The following is a 17,973-nucleotide window of genomic DNA, read 5'->3' as shown; positions in this document are numbered from 1 at the left end:
TGCCCAGTTCATAGCCGTAGGCCGGGTCGTACGTGATGACTGCGGGGTTGGTGGAGGCGAGGAGCGGTGAGTGGCCGTCAGCGTGCTGGAGGCCTTCACCGGTGAGGGTGGTGCGTCCGGCGGTGGCACCGATGATGAAACCGCGGGTCATCTGGTCACCGGCGGCCCAGAAGGAGTCGCCGGTGCGCTGGAACCCGAACATCGAGTAGAACACGTAGATCGGGATGAGCGGCTCACCCTGGGTCGCATAGGACGTTCCCGCAGCGGTGAATGCGGCAACGGCGCCGGCCTCGTTGATGCCCGGGTGAAGTATCGCTCCGGCCGGGGACTCCTTATATGCGAGTATCAGGTCGCGGTCCACCGAGAGGTAGTTCTGGCCGTTCGGGTTGTAGATCTTCGCCGTGGGGAAAAAAGCATCCATCCCGAAGGTCCGTGATTCGTCCGGCACAATCGGGACGATCCGCGAACCCACGCCCTTGTCCCTCATGAGGTCCTTCAGCAGTCGTACGAACGCCATGGTGGTGGCTGCCTGCTGCTTCCCGGATCCGCGGTTGGCAACCTCATAGGCCTTGTCTCCCGGCAGCTGCAGTTCCGCCGCACGGGAACGACGCTCCGGAACGAATCCACCAAGAGCCCGACGCCGGTCCAGCAGGTACTGAATCTCCCTCGCATCGGTTCCCGGATGGTAGTAGGGAGGACAATAGGGATCGGCTTCCAGCGCCTCATCCGCGATAGGGATACGGAGATAGTCCCTGAACTCCTTCAGATCCTGGAGCGTGAGTTTCTTCATTTGGTGGGTCGCGTTGCGGCCCTCGAAGTGCGGTCCGAGGCCGTAGCCCTTTACGGTCTTGGCCAGGATGACGGTGGGTTTGCCCTTGAACTCGGTGGCGGCCTTGTACGCGGCGTAAACCTTGCGGTAGTCGTGCCCGCCGCGCTTGAGGTTCCAGATCTCGGCGTCGGAAAGGTCTTCAACCATGGCTTTGGTCTGCGGGGTCTTGCCGAAGAAATGATCACGGACGAACCCACCGGACTCGGCCTTGTAGGTCTGATAGTCACCGTCAGCGGTCTCGTTCATGATCTTCACCAGCTCACCGGTGGTGTCCCTGGCCAGCAGGTCATCCCACTCCCGGCCCCACACGACCTTGATGACGTTCCAGCCGGCGCCGCGGAAGAACGCTTCGAGTTCCTGCATGATCTTCCCGTTACCGCGCACCGGCCCGTCAAGGCGCTGCAGGTTGCAGTTGATCACGAAGTTCAGGTTGTCCAGGCCGTCATTGGCCGCCAACTGAAGCAGACCACGCGATTCGGGTTCGTCCATCTCACCATCACCGAGGAACGCCCACACCTGCTGATCACTGGTGTCCTTAAGCCCCCGGTTATGCAGGTAACGGTTGTTCTGCGCCTGGTAGATCGCGTTCATCGGCCCGATCCCCATCGACACGGTCGGGAACTCCCAGAACTCCGGCATCAACCGCGGATGCGGATAAGACGACAAGGCGTGGCCTTCCTTGGACTTCTCCTGCCGGAACCCGTCAAGATCCTCCTCGCTCAACCGGCCCTCAAGGAACGCACGCGCATACATCCCCGGGGAGGCGTGGCCCTGGAAGAACACCTGATCCCCGCCCGAGGGGTGATCCTTACCCTTGAAGAAATGGTTGAACCCGACCTCGTACAGGGTCGCAGCCCCCGCATACGTGGAAATGTGCCCGCCGACGCCGATCTCCGGACGCTGCGCACGGTGCACCATGACCGCGGCATTCCAACGCATCCACGCCCGGTACTTCCGCTCGATCTCCTCATCCCCAGGGAACTCGGGCTCCTCATCAACCGGGATGGTATTCACATAATCGGTGGTCACAACGCTGGGAAGACCCACAGACCGGCCACCCGCACGCGCCAACAGACGCCCCAAAACCTCACGCGCACGCTCAGAACCCCGCACGTCGACCAGCTGATCAAAGGACTCAACCCACTCAGCCGTCTCCTCCGGATCCGAGTCCCCACCGGTACCCGTACCCACAATCCCCTGATCAGCAACCATGCCAAACCCTCCCAATCCGCAGATTATGTCTGCGACGTCTACGACTTTGTGCTTCGGGCCGTTGCTCGACGAAGCTGTCAGAACCCGATCGGCGTTCGCCTGACCTATTGATTCACTGTGACACTCTAGCCCTGTGGGAAGTTTGTTGCGTAGCTGGATGGATCCCTGCGGGCTTCGTTACGGGCGCCCGCGCTCTTCACGGTGCCCTACTCAAGCGTCCCACGCGATGGCAACGAGGGGCACCGGCCGCAGCGTCGTCGTGCCGGCCCGGCGTGCGCAGGTTGAAGCGTAGCGCTTAAGGGTGTTGGCTGGTAATAATGCATATCAACGTACTGTGTGCCCGGGGTCAGAGGTATCACCGGGATCAACGCAGCCTTTCGGGAGGAAAAAAGTGAGCGAGGCCGAAGCCGCCACAGCAGGAAGCGTGGCGGGCAAACTGGGTTTCAAGGACGGCGACCTTGTTCAGGAACTTGGATACGACGAGGACGTCGATTTCGACTTCCGCGCCGATCTGGAAGATGAGATCGGCTCCGAACTCCTCACGGAGGATGACCAGGACGTAGTCGATGGTGTGGTGCTGTGGTGGCGAACCGACGACGGCGACCTGGTTGACGCTCTGGTTGACTCACTCACGTGTTTGGACGAGGGTGGCGTCGTCTGGCTGCTTACGCCGAAATCCGGCCGGGACGGCTACGTGGCGCCGTCGGAAATTCAGGAGGCAGCCCCCACCGCCGGCCTTCACGCCACTTCATCCGCCGGGGTCTCGCGGGACTGGGCTGCAACGCGCCTGGTTGCCCGCCGGAAGCAGTAGATGACGCTTCCGCCGACAATCGGTGAACGCCCTCCCGGATTCGAGCTTCCCAACCAGCACGGGGAGCTTGTCTCTCTGGACGCATCGCTGGGTGCGTCCGTGGTCCTGGTGTTCTATCCGTTTGCGTTCTCGCGGGTCTGCACGGATGAACTGGATGAACTCCAGCGACATCTGGACGAGTTCGGCAGGCGGTCAGCGAAGGTCCTCGCTATTTCCGTGGACCACAAGTACGCCCTCCGCACCTACGCCGACCAGAGGGCCTACGACTTCGATCTGTTGGCTGACTTTTGGCCTCACGGTGCAGTTGCCGAACGTTACGGAGTGCTGGACTCAAAGCAGGGGTACGCATGCCGTACAACGTTCTTCATCGATGCGACGGGTGTGCTGGTGAATCGCATTGATGCTCCGCTTGGGCAGGGAAGATCCTTCGACGAGTACCGGACAGTGCTCCGGAATCTGTCTGAGCCGACAGAAACCGCTCCTTCGCTATGACGTCCTCGCCGCTGCCGCATGCCTCATCGCTTCCTGGATTCGGGACGACAGGGCTCGCCCGCTCCGAGGCATCGGCCGGAAGCGCGCTGTCCTCGGCGGAACGTGCTGGCCTCAATTCAGCTGTTGATCTCCTTGCGGGCAAGCGGCTTGCTGTTCTGACCGGGGCGGGGCTGAGCACTGACTCGGGGATCCCGGATTATCGTGGGCCGAACTCGGTGCCCCGAAACCCGATGACCTACCAGCAGTTTGTCGGCGATGAAGCCCTGCGGCGACGCTACTGGGCCCGCAACCATGTGGGCTGGCATCACCTGAGGCGGGCTGATCCCAATGATGGGCACCGGGCCCTGGCGCAGATGGAGCGCCGGGGACTCCTCACCGGGCTTATCACCCAGAACGTCGACCGGTTGCACTCCGTGGCCGGCAGCGCCAATGTCATCGATCTGCATGGGACCTACGATCGCGTGGTGTGCCTGAGTTGTCGCACCTCCTTTGCTCGCGGAGATATTGCGGAACTGCTCGAACGGCTCAATCCCGGATACCTGGAGCGCGCGGGGGACGCCGGCGACGTGGCGCCCGACGCAGACGCGGATGTGGACGACACCTTTGATTTCAGGATTGCGCCATGTCCGGTATGCGGTGGCATGCTCAAGCCGGACTTCGTCTACTTCGGTGAGAATGTGCCGAAGGATCGTGTGGAACGGTCGTACGCAATGGTTGACGATGCCGGTGCCCTCCTTGCCGCCGGATCGTCACTGACCGTGATGAGCGGCCTGCGCTTCGTCCGGCACGCAGCGAAAAACGGCAAGCCCGTGGTCATCATCAACAGGGGTGCTACGCGCGGTGACGAGTTCGCAGCGATCAAACTCGAGGTGGGCGTCTCTGAAGCCCTGGCTTATCTGTCAGAGGCCCTACCCGACATCGAGGACGGCGAGGCGCAGGACCTCTGAGCGCTGATTGGCGTTGGGCCGCATGGATCCGGTAAAGTAATTCCTCGTGGTGAGGGGCGGTTTCCCCAACTTCATCGCTCCAAGGGTCTTTAGCTCAGCTGGTAGAGCGCCACGTTTACACCGTGGATGTCATCGGTTCGATCCCGGTAGGACCCACCACAGAAACCCCGTAGTTTCGGGCCGAAAGGCCGGTTACCACGGGGTTTTTTTGTTCGTTTCGCCACGACAATCGCCGTTTGCCGATGGAACGTCGGGTGCGTCCTCGAATCAAAGCACTCCTTCGATTGCTGCAGCCAACGGTGCTCCGAGCGCCGCGGACATCGGACGTGAGAGATGGTGTTCGTCGCGATACGCCAACACATTCCCTATGATCGCGGGGCACGCTTCTGTACACAGATACGACGTCAGGTCTATGTAGTGACTACCGTGCCTGTTTGCGACTTCCCGCTCTACCTCTTGCCGTGAAGCATCGATCGCGTCGTCGCGCGGTACGCTGCAGGCATCTGCTTCTTCGAGGTTCCGCGACAGGCAGGACGCGGGCGCAACCGGAAACTGAGGGGTGTCCGCAAGGACAACGACCTCAGCCCCCACGGGCATCTGGCTGATCATCGAGCTCAGGCCTTCTGCCCACTGCTGTTCAAGCGGTGTTGAAGAATCAGCGGGTTGAACCCGCCCGTAATTCGCCAGAACAACCAGCTCAGGATCAAGATCCCTGATTTTTTCGAGCGCTCTTTTCTTCCACTCCTCACACTGGGTGTAGGGCGCGTCTTTGACGGAGATCATGAGATCAACGGAGGGGCATGATGATTTGGTCAGCGTATGCAACCTGTAGGAGCCGCCCGCTGCCACGGTCTCAAGCGCCCCGAACCATTGTTGTGCGTGGGAATCGCCGAACAGCACCATGTCCAGCTCAGCTTCCTGGGGACCGTATGTACATCCCGCGGGGATCTCAGTCTCAAGTTGTTCGAGGTGGCAGCCGTCGGCGTAGGTATCAGGCACACTCGCGGCAGCTTCCTCGAGCGAGGGTTCAATGTTCTCCGGAACGAATGACGTGCCGATCGGATATTGGGCTCCGGCTGAATATTGCGCCGTTCCGCCAGCGGTAAGTCGGGCGCGTTCCACAGCCTGGGCAAGCGACAGGGCAACCATCGCACACACAACCGAGACGCTGACGACCAGCGTAAGCGAACGTGGAGTCGACGAGAAACGTCCACTCCACGGCTTCCTGAGAGGCTCCTCGACATATGTGTAGATGAGTGTCGCGACAGGGATGCTCGCGGCTCCCAAAGCCAAGGTGAGCGCTAGAGGAAGCGGGTTCTCCGTACCGGCGGCAAGTTGAGGGATCGTCAGCATCGGCCAATGAACGAGGTAGATCGAGTAGGACCATCGACCGATCGCCTGCATGGGCGAACTCGACAGGAGCCGTGCATGGGTGACCGGTGAAAAGCCTCCCAGAATGACGCACGCAGTGGACAGAACCGGCAGAAGAGCGGCGAAGCCTGGAAACGGGGTGTCTTCAGAGAACAGGAGGAAGGAGCCAGCGATGCCCAGGAGACCCAGGTAAGTCAGTGCGGGGCGGGCGGCTCGCAGAACCGGGACTGCCGCGGACCCGGGAAGGAGCGCAACCATTGCGCCCACGCCGAGTTCCCAGGCTCGGCTCGGCAGCGAGAAGAAGGCCCAGGGGGTGGAGACCTGCATCAGGAAGAGATTGATGCTGAACGAGCCCAGAACCATGACGGCAGCTACAGCGAACAACCCCCGAACCGACTTCCGCACCGCAAGAAATGCGACGGCGAGGACGGCGGGCCAGATGAGATAAAACTGTTCCTCGATGCCGAGCGACCAATAATGCTGGAAAGGCGACGGGGCCGTCTCAGCCAGGTAGTCGGTGCCCTCTACGGCAAAACGTATGTTCGGGACATACAAGGCAGTAGCGGCCGCATCCTGAAATGCGCCTGGAACATCAACTCTTGGGATCCATAGGTAGGCGGCAATAGTTGTCGCAACCAATACCAGGACCGATGCCGGGAGGATACGCCTCGCACGTTTCAGGTAAAAGTCTGCAAACGAGATGGTTCCCCTCGATTGCAGAGTGCGCACCAGATGGGTCGTGATGAGAAAGCCTGATATCACGAAAAAAACGTCGACGCCGGTGTATCCACCCGGGAGAAAAGAAACTCCGGCGTGGTAGAGGACTACCCCAAGCACAGCCAATGCGCGCAGACCCTGTATGTCCGATCGAAAACCGGACGGAGAGCCAGCTGATTTGCTCGCGGCATTGAGTTGGGAGGTGACCATTTGACCAAAGATATCAATCCTGTAACAGTCCGTGCATCTTCCACGGCTCCTGAGCCCGGCCGTGAATGTTGCGACTGATTACCTGCCGCCCGTGGCGCCGTCTGGCTTCGACCGTGACGCCGGTAATAGGGTGGGAGGGCCAAGGCGCACAGGGGCGTCGCTTAGTGATGTGCCCCTGACACGGGGCAAAACTGCAGATGGAGACTTGATGAGTGCACAAATCGGCGTTACCGGCCTCGCCGTCATGGGGGCTAACCTTGCCCGAAACCTGGCTCGCAACGGGTACACCGTAGCCCTTCACAACCGGTCGGTTGAGAAGACCGACGCCCTGCTGGAGAAGCACGGCAGTGAAGGTGACTTCATTCGGACAGAGTCGCTTCAGGAGCTGGTTGACTCGCTCGAGAAGCCGCGCCGCGTCCTGATCATGGTCAAGGCGGGTGCTCCCGTTGACTCCGTCATCGAACAGCTTGAGCCGCTCCTGGAGCCCGGGGACATCGTCATCGATGCCGGTAACTCACACTACGAGGACACCCGTCGTCGGGAAGCAGCACTGGCGGAGAAGAACCTCCACTTCGTGGGAGTCGGCGTTTCAGGTGGCGAAGAAGGGGCGCTCCTCGGTCCCTCCATCATGCCGGGCGGCTCGCGGGAGTCTTACGACTCGCTCGGCCCCATGCTGGAGAAGATCTCCGCCAAGTACAACGGTGAACCCTGCTGCCGCTGGGTAGGCACCGACGGCGCCGGACACTTCGTCAAGATGGTGCACAACGGCATCGAGTATGCCGATATGCAGGTCATCGGCGAAGCCTACGATGTCCTCCGCACCGCTGCGGGCATCGAACCTGCTGAGCAGGCCAAGATCTTCACCGACTGGAACACAGGAACCCTCTCCTCCTTCCTTATCGAGATTACGGCTGAAGTTCTCGCCCATACTGACGCACGCACCGGCCAGCCGTTTGTCGACGTCGTCGTCGATTCGGCCGGGCAGAAGGGCACCGGACGTTGGACGGTTGTCTCGGCACTGGAACTGGGCAGCCCGACGTCAGGCATCGCCGAATCGGTGTTCGCCCGCGGTCTCTCATCCCAGCGGGGCCAGCGCGAACTGGCGCAGGGCATCCTGGAGGGCCACGAAGGAACCGTCGAGCTGCCCGAAGGCTTCGTCGAAGACGTTCGGCTCGCTCTGTACGCATCGAAGCTCGTCAGCTACGCGCAGGGCATCGACATGCTTACGGCCGCAGCGAAGGAGTACGGCTGGGATCTCAAGCTGGACGAGATCGCCTCGCTCTGGCGAGCCGGCTGCATTATCCGCGCTGAACTGCTCGACGACATCATGAAGGCCTACGCCGCTGAAGAGAAGCCTGCCAACCTCCTGCTGGCTCCGGCATTCGCCGAGTCCATCGCCGGAGCTGTCCCGGCTTGGCGACGGGTTGTGGCCACTGCTGTGCAGCTGGGCATCCCGGTTCCTGTTTTCTCCTCGTCGCTGGCCTACTATGACGGCCTTCGCCGCAAGCGCCTGCCTGCAGCCCTCACCCAGGGCCTGCGTGACTTGTTCGGCGCTCACACCTACAACCGCGTGGATGCCGAAGGTACTTTCCACACGCTGTGGGGCGAGGACCGCTCGGAAGTGGAAGCAGTCGACACCCACTGACGCTGTAGACGAAGCAGTAGAGAAAAGAGCGCCCCGGCAGGCTAACCTGCCGGGGCGCTCCCTTCGTTGTGGGGCTGATCATCTGAGAAATATTGCCTCAGATATGTGGTCGCAGATATGTCTTGTCAGATATACAGTGCCGGGTCGATGTACTCGGCCGGATCCACTGCCGGAAGCGTCTCGCGCGCCGAATCTCGATGCCGGAACGTGGCCGGAATGCCCGTGACGATGGAATCCGGGGGCGTGTCCTTGACGACGACGGCGTTGGCACCTACTGCGCTCCCCGCACCGATGGTGATCGGGCCGAGCACCTTGGCACCCGCACCGATCGTGACACGGTCGCCGATGGTCGGATGCCGCTTCACCTTCTCAAGTGAGCGGCCTCCGAGAGTCACACCCTGGTACATCATGACGTCATCGCCAATTTCAGCCGTGCCGCCGATCACCACGCCCATCCCATGGTCTATGAAGAACCGCCGGCCGATTGTGGCTGCGGGATGAATCTCGATGCCGGTGAGGAAACGGGCCGCCTGCGCGAGGACTCGCGCCGGGAACCGAAGCGCGGGAACCTGCCACATCCGGTGCGTCAACCGGTGCACCCAGATGGCATGCAAGCCCGAATACACAATGCCGTTCTCGACGTTCCCCCGGGCCGCGGGATCGTGCGCCCGCGCGGCCTCGAGGTCTTCTTGCAGTCTCGCTAGGAAGCTCACAGACCACTCTCTGTCGAAGGAATTTCTAGCCCCGGATGTCGTCGAACAGGACGGTGGAGATGTAACGCTCTCCGAAGTCGCAGACAATCGCAACGATGAGCTTACCGGCGTTCTCCGGGCGCTTGGCCAGCTCAAGGGCAGCCCAAACAATCGCTCCTGAGGAGATGCCGCCGAGAATGCCTTCCTGCGTGCCAAGGGCTCGCGCGACGCGCACCGAGTCTTCGACACTGGCATCGATGACCTCGTCGTACACCGAGGTATCCAGAAGCTCGGGGATGAAGTTGGCCCCCAGACCCTGAATCTTGTGTGGTCCAGGTGTGCCCCCGTTGAGGATGGGCGAGTCCGCCGGCTCGACCGCAACAATCTGGACACCGGGCTTGCGCTCCTTGAGTACCTGCCCGACACCGGTCACCGTTCCGCCGGTTCCGACGCCGGAGACGAAGATGTCGACCTTGCCGTCAGTATCCGCCCACACTTCTTCTGCTGTCGTTTCGCGGTGAATCGTCGGGTTGGCCTCATTCGCAAACTGCTGCGCCCAGATGGCGTTTTCGCTGGAGGCGACAATTTCCTTGGCGCGGTCGACGGCGCCGCGCATTCCTTCAGAGCCGGGTGTCAGTACGATTTCGGCCCCGTAGGCGCGCAGCATGACCCGACGTTCGGTGGACATGGTCTCAGGCATGGTGAGGACCACCTTGTACCCGCGAGCGGCACCCACCATCGCCAACGCGATTCCGGTGTTACCCGAGGTGCCCTCGACGATGGTGCCGCCCGGCTTGAGGGCGCCCGACTTCTCGGCCGCGTCAATGATCGCGACGCCAATGCGGTCCTTGACGCTGTTGGCGGGGTTGTAGAACTCGAGTTTGACTGCAACCTCGGCGTCCAACCCCTCGGTCAGACGGTTGAGCCGTACCAGGGGAGTGCGGCCTACCAGCTGGGTAACGTCGTCGTACATCGGTGCCATGAGAATCCTGTCTGGGTTACGTCCGGAATTGAAGCAAAACTGTGCTCAGCCTAGCCAGCGACCAGATGCAGAACTATGCGACCAGCCATTCAGCGTAATATTTCCGGGCCTTGGCCAACTTTGGATTGATAATCACCTGGCAGTAGCCCTGCTCGGGATGCTTCGCGTAGAAGTTCTGGTGGTATTCCTCCGCCACATAGAAGGTGGGGAGCCGCACCACTTCCGTGACAATGGGGTTCGCCCAGTCCGATTGGTGACGTTCAATGGCACGCTCGAACAGTTCTTTCTGCTCGGCGTCCTGATAGAACATTGACGAGCGGTACTGTGTGCCGACGTCGTACCCCTGGCGATTGAGAGTGGTCGGGTCATGGGAGGCGAAGAAGATACCAAGAATCACTTCGACCGGAACGACAGTTTCATCGAAGGTCACCGCGACGACCTCAGCGTGTCCTGTAATCCCCGCGCACACCGATTCATAGTCCGGATCCTGCTGATGGCCGCCGGTATAGCCGGACACCACATCGGTAACGCCTCGGGTCTTCTGGTAAACGGCGTCAAGGCACCAGAAGCAGCCCCCACCCAGCACGAAAGTCATCATGGTCTTAACAATGCATCCGGGAACACAATGATTCCCGGGCCAGGTAGCAGTTACGCGCGGAGGGACGCCAAGCCACAGTGGGTGAACCCGGAAAGCTGGTAAAACTAGGGCTATGGAAGCTGATCAAGAACGCGCCCCGGAACTCAACGAGGCGACTGCATCCAGGCCCAGTGTCGGTGACGTTCTGCTCGCAATAGAAGAACTATGGCCCGAATCCCTTGCCGAGGGCTGGGACGCAGTCGGCCTTGTCGTTGGGCGTCCCGATCGTGAAGTGTCGACCATCCTCTTCGCCGTGGACCCTTCGGAGGCAGTGATCGACGACGCCGTTGATCGGGGAGCGGATCTGATCGTCGCCCATCATCCGCTCATGCTGAAGCCCGTGAACTCGGTGGCTGCCACCCACGCCAAAGGGGCGGCGGTGCACCGGCTCATCGAAGCCGGATGCGCACTCGTCACCGTGCACACCAATGGGGACAGCGCCGTGGGCGGCGTTTCGGATGTCCTTGCGGACGCGTTCGGCCTTGCCAACGTTCAGCCGCTTGCCGGTGCAACGGACGGGCTGCCGGAGGAGGGTATTGGACGAGTCGGGGACCTGGCTGAGGTCACGTCCCTCGGCGACTTCGCTGAGCTCGTTTTCGGTTTGCTGCCGGCCGTTGCCGGCGGAATGCGCGTCGCCGGTGACCGTCATGGGCTGGTGCGGCGGGTGGCGGTGTGCGGCGGTGCCGGAGACAACCTGTTTGACCAGGTGCGGGCAAGCCAGGCCGATGTCTATGTCACCGCCGACCTTCGTCATCACCCTGCCCTCGAGGCTCGGGAGTCGGCTGTGAACGGCCGTCCCTACTTAATTGATGTCTCCCATTTCGGTAGTGAATGGCTCTGGTTGACCCCTGCCGCCAACGCACTGTCCAACGTGTTGTCCGACCAGGGCTTCATCGTCGACGTGCAGGTAAGTACGGTCAACTCGGACCCCTGGGACTTCGTCCTTACCCCCGGCGGGAACTAGCTCCTCGGCGGCTTCAGAGCGTTACGTCCCAGCGGCGTGCCATAAGGTAGACGGACAACGAAATTGGCGACGGCGGAGGACTCTCGGTGGCAAAAGCACCTCAGGCGGAACAACTGCGGCTTCTTGACCTGCAGGCTCATGATTCGAAGCTCAACCAGTTGCAGCGGCAGGCTGCTGCCGTCAAGGCGAATCCCGAACTGACAGTCCTCGCCGGTCAGGTGGCAGCTGCAGATTCCGAACTGGTCGCAGCAGCCACGACCCTCGGCGACGCTGAGCGCGAACTCAAGCGCGCGGAAGACGACGTTCAGGCCGTTGTGACGCGGCTGGAACGCGACGAACAGCGACTGAACAGCGGCACCGGGTCATCAAAGGACCTCACCGCGCTCCAGAGCGAAGTGGCGTCACTCACGCGGCGCCGATCTGACCTCGAGGACATTGAGCTGGAGGTGATGGAGCGGGTTGAGTCTGCCCGGGCAACCCGGGACGAAGCCCAGAAGCGCTCGGAGTCCGTCCGGCTGGAGCTTCGCGAACTCGAGGAAGCGCGCGACGCTGAGCTGGCCCGAATCGACGCTGAGCGCGCAGAAGTTCAGGCAGAGCGCGATCACCTTGCCGCCTCATTCGAACCTGCCCTGCTGACAATCTACGAGCGGACCCTGGCGAAGCGCGGGGTCGGCGCGGCCCGGTTGTTCCACGGACGGTCGGAAGGCTCCGGTATGCAGCTCAGCCCCGGCGACCTCGCTGACATCTCCCGTGCTGCTGACGACGACGTCGTGTTCTGCCCCGACTCCGGCTGCATCCTTGTGCGCTCTGCAGAGTGGGGAAGCTGAAAGGGTGCACGAACCAGCTGTGACTCTGTTTGACGATGTCCCTTCAGCCACGACCCCGAATCAAAGCACCGAACAGTCCACGCACGACCTCCTCATCGTCGAAGCCGACGGCGGTTCACGCGGGAACCCGGGGCACGCCGGCTACGGTGCCCTGGTCCGGGATCCGAAAACCGGGGCGATCCTGGTGGAGAAAGCGGGCTATGTAGGAATCGCTTCGAACAACGTGGCGGAGTACTCGGGCCTCGTCGCAGGCCTCGAACTCGCGCACGACATAGACCCACGCTGCCGCATCCTCGTGAAGATGGACTCCAAGCTCGTTGTCGAGCAGATGAGCGGGCGCTGGAAGATCAAGCACGCGGACATGCAGAAGCTGGCCGGACAGGCCCGCCGTGTCGTCGATCCTCGCCGGGTGCGGTATGAGTGGATCCCGCGGGAGCGCAACAAGGACGCCGACAGGCTGTCGAATGAAGCGATGGATGCCGGGATGGCCGGTGTCGAGTGGAAGCCCAAGCCCTCCGGGCAATCAAAGCCTGCTCGGGTCGCGGGGGAGGAAGCCGCCGTCGCCGAGGCTCCCCGCGCGCCCACGGGCGCGCTTCACCACATAGAGATCTGGGTGCGGGACCTGGAATCGGCGCGCAGCAGCCTGGGGTGGCTGTTCGAGCGGTTGGGTTTCATCCCGAAGGACACCTGGACCAGCGGCGCGAGCTGGTCGGGGGCCGGCGCGTACCTCGTGCTTGAGGCCGGTCCTGACGTACAGGACGAACGCCACGAGCGCCGTCGCCCGGGGGTGAACCATCTTGCGTTCAATGCGGGATCCCGCGCCGAAGTCGACCTTCTCGCGCGTCGCGCGGCGAGCCATGGCTGGTCGCTGATGTTCGCCGACCGGCACCCCTACGCAGGCGGGAAGGACCACTACGCCGCGTACCTTGAGAATGACGACGGATTTGAGATTGAGCTGGTTGCTGCGCCAGAAGCGTAGCCCAGGGTCGACCCGCTAGGTCAGGCGCCCCTCGCCTCCCTGCAGCACTATGTTGAGCTGAGCGGCCTTCCTTGGTCCGGCAGGAACGAGTTCGCAGGTCCACCGCTCTGACGCTGCCCGAAGCAAATCTTCCGGAGTCGCAGGTTGCTTTCCCCGGCGCGTCAGCAGGTGACGCGCGAGCTCGCCGCGGGTGTGCTTCGCGAAGTGGGAGACCACCGTCCGCTGCCCATTGCGCTCCTGGAACACGTTCACGGCCACCGTACGCTCCGGCTGCCCGGACCATACACCGGAATAGGTGCTTGAGCGGCAATCGACAATGAGGGACTCACCGGCCCGTTCGTCCAGAGCCGGCGTCAGGCGCTCCCGCCAGAAGGCGGCAAGCTTACCGACGCCGGGAAGGTCCACGGACATCGACAGCCGGTAGGCGGGAAGCGCGTCCGCAAAGCCCACTGCGCCCCACAGCGCCGAAACAACGACGACGGCGGCGTCCGCCTTCCGCTTCTGCGTAGGGGTCATGGTGCGGTATCCGAGAGCGTCATACAGGACACCGGAGTACACGCTATGGGCGGGTGCCGCGGGCAGTTCGTGCAGGATGATGTTGCGCGAAACCTCGTGCGCGAGGGACTCTCCCACCTTGAGGACGGTCTTTGCATCATCGTGCGCGCTGATTTTCGACAGGGCGCCAAGGACCTCCGCTCGAGCGTCTGTGAGCTCAGGAAACGCCAGCGAAGTGAGATCGAGGGGCCTTCCTTTTCCTGCAGCCGTCTTGCCTTCGGAGGGTGGAAGCAGAATAAGCACCTCAATACTGTACCCGTGACCTGTCAGCGAACGAATCGGCGGCCGCCCGGCACGGGCAAGCAATCCGGGCACGTAGAATCGAAGTGGATGGGTTGGCCAGGCGGCCGCGTGGGAAGCTAGGGCTTCTCCCGAGGAACGTCCGGGCTCCGCAGGGCAGGGTGGTGGGTAACGCCCACTCGGGGTAACCCGCAGGCTAGTGCCACAGAAATGAGACCGCCCCATTGGTTCGTCCATAGGGGTAAGGGTGAAACGGCGGTGTAAGAGACCACCAGCGCGCCGGGTGACCGGCGCGGCTAGGTAAACCCCACCCGGAGCAAGGCCAGACAGGGCACGTTCGAGGGCTGCCCGCCCGAGTGCCCGGGTAGGCCGCTGGAGGGCGTCGGCAACGGCGTTCGTAGATGGATGGCCGCCACTGCGTGTTCCCTGTGAACGGGCAGGACAGAACCCGGCGTATCGGCCAACCCATCCATTTTCGGTCGGTTCTCGCTGTGGCCGGAGTATGGTCTACCGACTGCACCCTTTAGTCAAGGCTGCAGGATCCGTTGCAGTCCGTCATCCACAACGCGGCTGTACACCCATTACGTTCCATTACCCTGAAGGAATGGCCGAGACGACTGCACCGAATGCGTCCTTGGTGCGTCGCAACCCAAACTTTCGATCACTCTGGCTATCCGCCACGGCCGGAGTCTTCGGCACTGCTGTTGCCGCCGTCGCTCTACCCGTCATTGCGGCAGTGGAACTCGCCGCGAGCGACTTCGCCGTAGCGGCCCTCGCGGGAATGGCTTTCCTTCCATGGCTGCTCTTCGGCCTGCCGATCGGTGTGTGGGTCGACCGCTGGCCGCGCAAACCGGTCATCGTCTGGTCCCTGGTGGTGCGCGTAGTGTCGCTCGCAACGCTGCCGCTGGGGTACTGGCTCGGAGCGCTCACGTTGGCCCAGCTGTTCCTGGTGGCATTCATCGCCGGTACGTCGTCAGTGTTCTTCAGCCTGGCCGACCAGGCGTTGGTCCAGCAGGTCCTGACCGGCGATGAACTCGTGGAGGGAAACGGCATCGTTACCGCCTCAGGAGCTGCCGCCGACGCCGCAGGTCGGGGAATCGGGGGCTGGCTCGCGGTTGTTCTGGGAGCTTCCAACGCGCTTCTGGTGCAGGTTGGGGCATCCATCGCTTCGCTGGCGGCGATTTCGTCGCTTCACGTCCACGAAGGGGTAGCCCCCCGCGCGGAGCATCGCATCTTCGCCGAAATGGTCGACGGACTCCGGTACACCTTCAGCACCGCGCCGCTGAGGGCGATCCTCTTCAACGCAGCGCTGTGGAATCTCGGCGGGAGCGTAGTCGCGTCGTTGATGGTGCTACTGGTGATCCGCGTGCTCGGCGAGTCGGAAGTATGGGTTGGCCTGCTGATGGCCGCAACATCCTTGGGCGGCGCAGTCGGCGGTCTTGGCGCGAGACGACTCACCGAACTGTTGGGCTCGGGGCCGGTGTGGCGGTGGTCAATGGTGCCGGGAGTGCTGGGATACGGCTCCCTGCTGCTCATGACGCCGGGCCCGGGCATGATCATCGGACTGGTCGGGATGTTCGTGATGGGAGTGTCGATTGCTCTAAACATCGTTGTCGGGACGAGCTTCCGTCAGCGGGTGTGTCCACCTGCGATGATGGGCAGGCTTGGAGCGGCAACCCGGATGGTCAGTTGGGGGATGCTGGGTATAGCTAGCCTCCTCGCCGGATTGCTGGCCCAGACGCTGGGCATTGCAACCGCTGTCCTCGTCGGGGTGCTTTTGGCGACGGCCGCTCCGATCGCGGCCATCTTCGGACCGCTACGATCGATCCACCGGCTCGAAGACCTCGAACAGGCGCCGACGCCTGCGCCTTAGTGCCCGAACGGGTCCGGGTCGACACCCGGCATCCAGGTCAACCCCGGCTTCCCCCACCCGTTGATCTTGGCCGCTTTCTTTGCCTGCCGTCCGTACCTCGCGTTGAGCCGGTCCACGTACAGCGTGCCGTTGAGGTGGTCGAACTCATGCTGCATGCAGCGGGCAAACCAGCCGGTCGCCTCGAACTCGACCGGCACGCCGTCGCCGTCGTACCCGTTGACTTTCACCCAGTCCGCCCGCTTCAGGGGGAAGGCTTCCCCCGGGAAGGAGAGGCAGCCTTCGGACTCTTCCTCGTCCGGTTCGGCTCCAGAAACCTTTGAGGTGACCAGTGTCGGGTTCACCAGCACGCCACGGGGCGGGACATCGTCATCATTGACCATTCCGTAGACGAAGATGCGCAGACCGACGCCGATCTGCGGCGCTGCGAGGCCTACACCATTGGCCTCGTCCATGGTCTCGTACATGTCCGCGATGAGCTGACGCAGTTCGTCGTCGAATTGTTCGACTTCCCCGGCCCGCTGGTGCAGGACGGGCTCGCCGGCGATGGTGATAGGGCGTACAGGCATGGGTAGCTCTTCCTTGCTCCGGTGATCTAGCGGGCGATTGATCGGCCGATGGTCTCGCGCATGATTTCGCTGGTCCCGCCAAAGATGCTTAACAGGCGGACGGCCAGGAATGCCTGCGCCACGGGGTACTCGAGAATGTAGCCGTACCCGCCATGCAGTTGCAGGCAGCGGTCCGTAATGGATTTGACCCGCTCGCTGGTCCACAGTTTCACCCGGGCGGCAGCTACGCCGTCGAGCGCGCCATCGTTGAAGGCGAGAACTGCCCGATCGACGTAGGTTTCCATGACTTCCACTTCGGTCAGGAGGTCCGCGAGCTCGAAGCGCGTGTTCTGGAAGTCGATCACGCGTTCACCGAACGCGTTGCGCTCCCGGGTGTACCGGACCGTTGCCTCGTACATGGCGCGTGCGACGGCCGCTGATGCCACGGCGATCGCAAGGCGTGCCTGCGGCAGCTGCTCGGTGACATACCGTAGCCCGTGTCCCACTTCACCCACAAGGTTCGCTTCAGGCACCCGGACATTGTCAAAGAACAGTTCGGCGGTATCGGAGGCCTTAAGGCCCATCTTGTCCAACTGCTTGCCGGTCTCGTATCCCGGCCCCTTCTCAACCATGAACAGGGAGAATGAATCGCTGCTGCCGCGTCCACTGGAGCCATCGGTGCGAGCGAGGACCAGGGAAGCATCCCCGCTGATGCCGTTCCCGATGAACGTTTTCTGTCCGCTGATCAGCCAGCCATCGCCGTCGCGCACTGCCTTGGTACGCACGCCGCGAAGGTCACTTCCAGCGCCAGGTTCGGTCCACGCCACCGACGTGACGGCTTCACCGGTGACCATGCCGGGGAGCCAACGCTGCTTCAGCTCATCGGATCCGTAAGCCAGCAGATGGGGCAGGACCATGTCATCATGCAGGTGCAGTGCAAGCCCTGCGGCCAGATGGTTGGCTCGGGCGAACTCTTCGTCGAGGACCACGCGGAAGCGGTAGTCGGGCATGCCGGCTCCGCCGAATTCTTCCGGGACGGCCAGACCCAACAGACCCTGCTCCCCGGCTGCAGTCCACATGGTGCGCGGCATCATGTGTTCCCGGTCCCACCGCGCGTAATGAGGCGCAATTTCACGAGAGTTGAACTCCTGCGCCACTTCCCGGAAAAGCTCGTGGTCTTCCTCGAACAGAGTGCGTTTCATGCAGCTTCCCTCTCTGATGAATCTTCGTTCCGCACACCACTCATCAGACCGAAGAAATGCCAATGGCCGCCCCGAGGATGCAGGGCGGCCACCGAAGCCTGCGGCTACTGCCGGCGGGCCAATGGGGTGAGTAACGGGGTTTGAACCCGCGACCTCCTGGACCACAACCAGGCGCTCTGCCAACTGAGCTATACCCACCATGCGCCTCGAATCATCGTCCCGCACAGGATCCGCCGCTAAGCG

Annotated in this window: 16 protein-coding genes, 2 tRNA genes and 1 other RNA gene; 10 read left to right on the top strand and 9 right to left on the bottom strand. The window is 62.6% G+C overall.

The window, feature by feature from the left end:
- On the bottom strand, positions 1–2,041 hold a 2,041-nt coding region (aceE, locus tag RIF85_RS05140; RefSeq protein WP_309070838.1), incomplete at its 3' end, for a pyruvate dehydrogenase (acetyl-transferring), homodimeric type.
- 391 nt (positions 2,042–2,432) lie between these two features.
- On the opposite strand from aceE, the gene RIF85_RS05135 reads away from it, so the two are divergent.
- The 4 genes from RIF85_RS05135 (at position 2,433) to RIF85_RS05120 (ending at position 4,450) form a co-directional block, all read left to right on the top strand.
- Positions 2,433–2,852: a DUF3052 domain-containing protein gene (locus tag RIF85_RS05135; protein WP_309070837.1), complete on the top strand. Its 420-nt coding sequence runs from the start codon at positions 2,433–2,435 to the stop codon at positions 2,850–2,852.
- Positions 2,853–3,344, top strand: coding sequence for a redoxin domain-containing protein (locus RIF85_RS05130; RefSeq protein ID WP_309070836.1), 492 nt, complete (start codon positions 2,853–2,855; stop codon positions 3,342–3,344). It abuts the gene before it with no gap.
- A complete protein-coding gene (locus RIF85_RS05125; RefSeq protein ID WP_309070835.1) occupies positions 3,341–4,291 on the top strand; it encodes an NAD-dependent protein deacetylase in 951 nt (316 codons plus the stop codon). The genes RIF85_RS05130 and RIF85_RS05125 overlap by 4 nt, the downstream gene beginning before the upstream one ends.
- An 83-nt stretch (positions 4,292–4,374) precedes the next feature.
- Positions 4,375–4,450: transfer RNA gene (locus RIF85_RS05120), tRNA-Val, on the top strand.
- Positions 4,451–4,558: 108 nt separating this feature from the next.
- Here the strand turns inward: RIF85_RS05120 and RIF85_RS05115 are convergent.
- Positions 4,559–6,589: an acyltransferase family protein gene (locus tag RIF85_RS05115; RefSeq protein ID WP_309070834.1), complete on the bottom strand. Its 2,031-nt coding sequence runs from the start codon at positions 6,587–6,589 to the stop codon at positions 4,559–4,561.
- Between the two features lie 208 nt (positions 6,590–6,797).
- Here RIF85_RS05115 and gndA point away from each other — a divergent pair, with 208 nt between their 5' ends.
- Positions 6,798–8,234, top strand: a complete 1,437-nt coding sequence (gene gndA / locus RIF85_RS05110; RefSeq protein ID WP_309070833.1) for an NADP-dependent phosphogluconate dehydrogenase — start codon at positions 6,798–6,800, stop codon at positions 8,232–8,234.
- Positions 8,235–8,359: 125 nt separating this feature from the next.
- Here the strand turns inward: gndA and epsC are convergent, their stop codons facing one another.
- The 3 genes from epsC to msrA form a co-directional block, all read right to left on the bottom strand.
- A complete protein-coding gene (epsC, locus tag RIF85_RS05105) occupies positions 8,360–8,947 on the bottom strand; it encodes a serine O-acetyltransferase EpsC (RefSeq protein WP_309070832.1) in 588 nt (195 codons plus the stop codon).
- Positions 8,948–8,972: 25 nt separating this feature from the next.
- Positions 8,973–9,908 carry a cysteine synthase A gene (gene cysK / locus RIF85_RS05100; protein ID WP_309070831.1) on the bottom strand — a complete coding sequence of 312 codons (936 nt, stop codon included), beginning with the start codon at positions 9,906–9,908 and terminating at the stop codon, positions 8,973–8,975.
- 73 nt (positions 9,909–9,981) lie between these two features.
- Complete coding sequence (gene msrA / locus RIF85_RS05095) at positions 9,982–10,506, bottom strand: peptide-methionine (S)-S-oxide reductase MsrA (protein ID WP_309070830.1); 525 nt, start codon at positions 10,504–10,506, stop codon at positions 9,982–9,984.
- A 112-nt stretch (positions 10,507–10,618) separates the two neighbouring features.
- Between msrA and RIF85_RS05090 the strand changes: the two genes are divergently transcribed.
- The 3 genes from RIF85_RS05090 (at position 10,619) to RIF85_RS05080 (ending at position 13,315) form a co-directional block, all read left to right on the top strand.
- Positions 10,619–11,509 (top strand): Nif3-like dinuclear metal center hexameric protein, encoded by an 891-nt coding sequence (locus tag RIF85_RS05090; protein ID WP_309070829.1) that lies wholly within the window; start codon positions 10,619–10,621, stop codon positions 11,507–11,509.
- An 86-nt stretch (positions 11,510–11,595) separates the two neighbouring features.
- Entirely contained in the window at positions 11,596–12,336 is a 741-nt protein-coding gene (locus RIF85_RS05085; RefSeq protein WP_309070828.1) for a C4-type zinc ribbon domain-containing protein, read from the top strand.
- Between the two features lie 19 nt (positions 12,337–12,355).
- The gene (locus RIF85_RS05080; RefSeq protein WP_309070827.1) at positions 12,356–13,315 is read left to right on the top strand and encodes a reverse transcriptase-like protein; all 960 of its coding nucleotides are present in this window, start codon (positions 12,356–12,358) and stop codon (positions 13,313–13,315) included.
- A 15-nt stretch (positions 13,316–13,330) separates the two neighbouring features.
- On the opposite strand, the gene RIF85_RS05075 is transcribed toward RIF85_RS05080, so the two are convergent.
- Complete coding sequence (locus RIF85_RS05075) at positions 13,331–14,113, bottom strand: peroxide stress protein YaaA (RefSeq protein ID WP_309070826.1); 783 nt, start codon at positions 14,111–14,113, stop codon at positions 13,331–13,333.
- Positions 14,114–14,201: 88 nt separating this feature from the next.
- Between RIF85_RS05075 and rnpB the strand changes: the two genes are divergently transcribed.
- Together rnpB and RIF85_RS05065 are read left to right on the top strand one after the other, a co-directional pair.
- Positions 14,202–14,582: RNase P RNA component class A (rnpB, locus tag RIF85_RS05070), an RNA gene on the top strand.
- Positions 14,583–14,714: 132 nt separating this feature from the next.
- Positions 14,715–15,983, top strand: a complete 1,269-nt coding sequence (locus RIF85_RS05065) for an MFS transporter (protein ID WP_309070825.1) — start codon at positions 14,715–14,717, stop codon at positions 15,981–15,983.
- On the opposite strand, the gene def is transcribed toward RIF85_RS05065, so the two are convergent.
- The 3 genes from def to RIF85_RS05050 form a co-directional block, all read right to left on the bottom strand.
- Positions 15,980–16,549: a peptide deformylase gene (gene def / locus RIF85_RS05060; RefSeq protein WP_309070824.1), complete on the bottom strand. Its 570-nt coding sequence runs from the start codon at positions 16,547–16,549 to the stop codon at positions 15,980–15,982. The genes RIF85_RS05065 and def overlap by 4 nt on opposite strands.
- Positions 16,550–16,575: 26 nt before the next feature.
- Positions 16,576–17,730 carry an acyl-CoA dehydrogenase family protein gene (locus tag RIF85_RS05055; protein ID WP_309070823.1) on the bottom strand — a complete coding sequence of 385 codons (1,155 nt, stop codon included), beginning with the start codon at positions 17,728–17,730 and terminating at the stop codon, positions 16,576–16,578.
- Between the two features lie 122 nt (positions 17,731–17,852).
- Positions 17,853–17,928: transfer RNA gene (locus tag RIF85_RS05050), tRNA-His, on the bottom strand.
- Positions 17,929–17,973 lie beyond the last annotated feature (45 nt).

This window comes from Arthrobacter sp. (assembly GCF_031179385.1).
Taxonomy (GTDB): Bacteria; Actinomycetota; Actinomycetes; order Actinomycetales; family Micrococcaceae; genus Arthrobacter_D.
The sequence above is the reverse complement of the archived record's forward strand: the minus strand, read 5'-3'. Positions and strand labels throughout refer to the sequence as shown.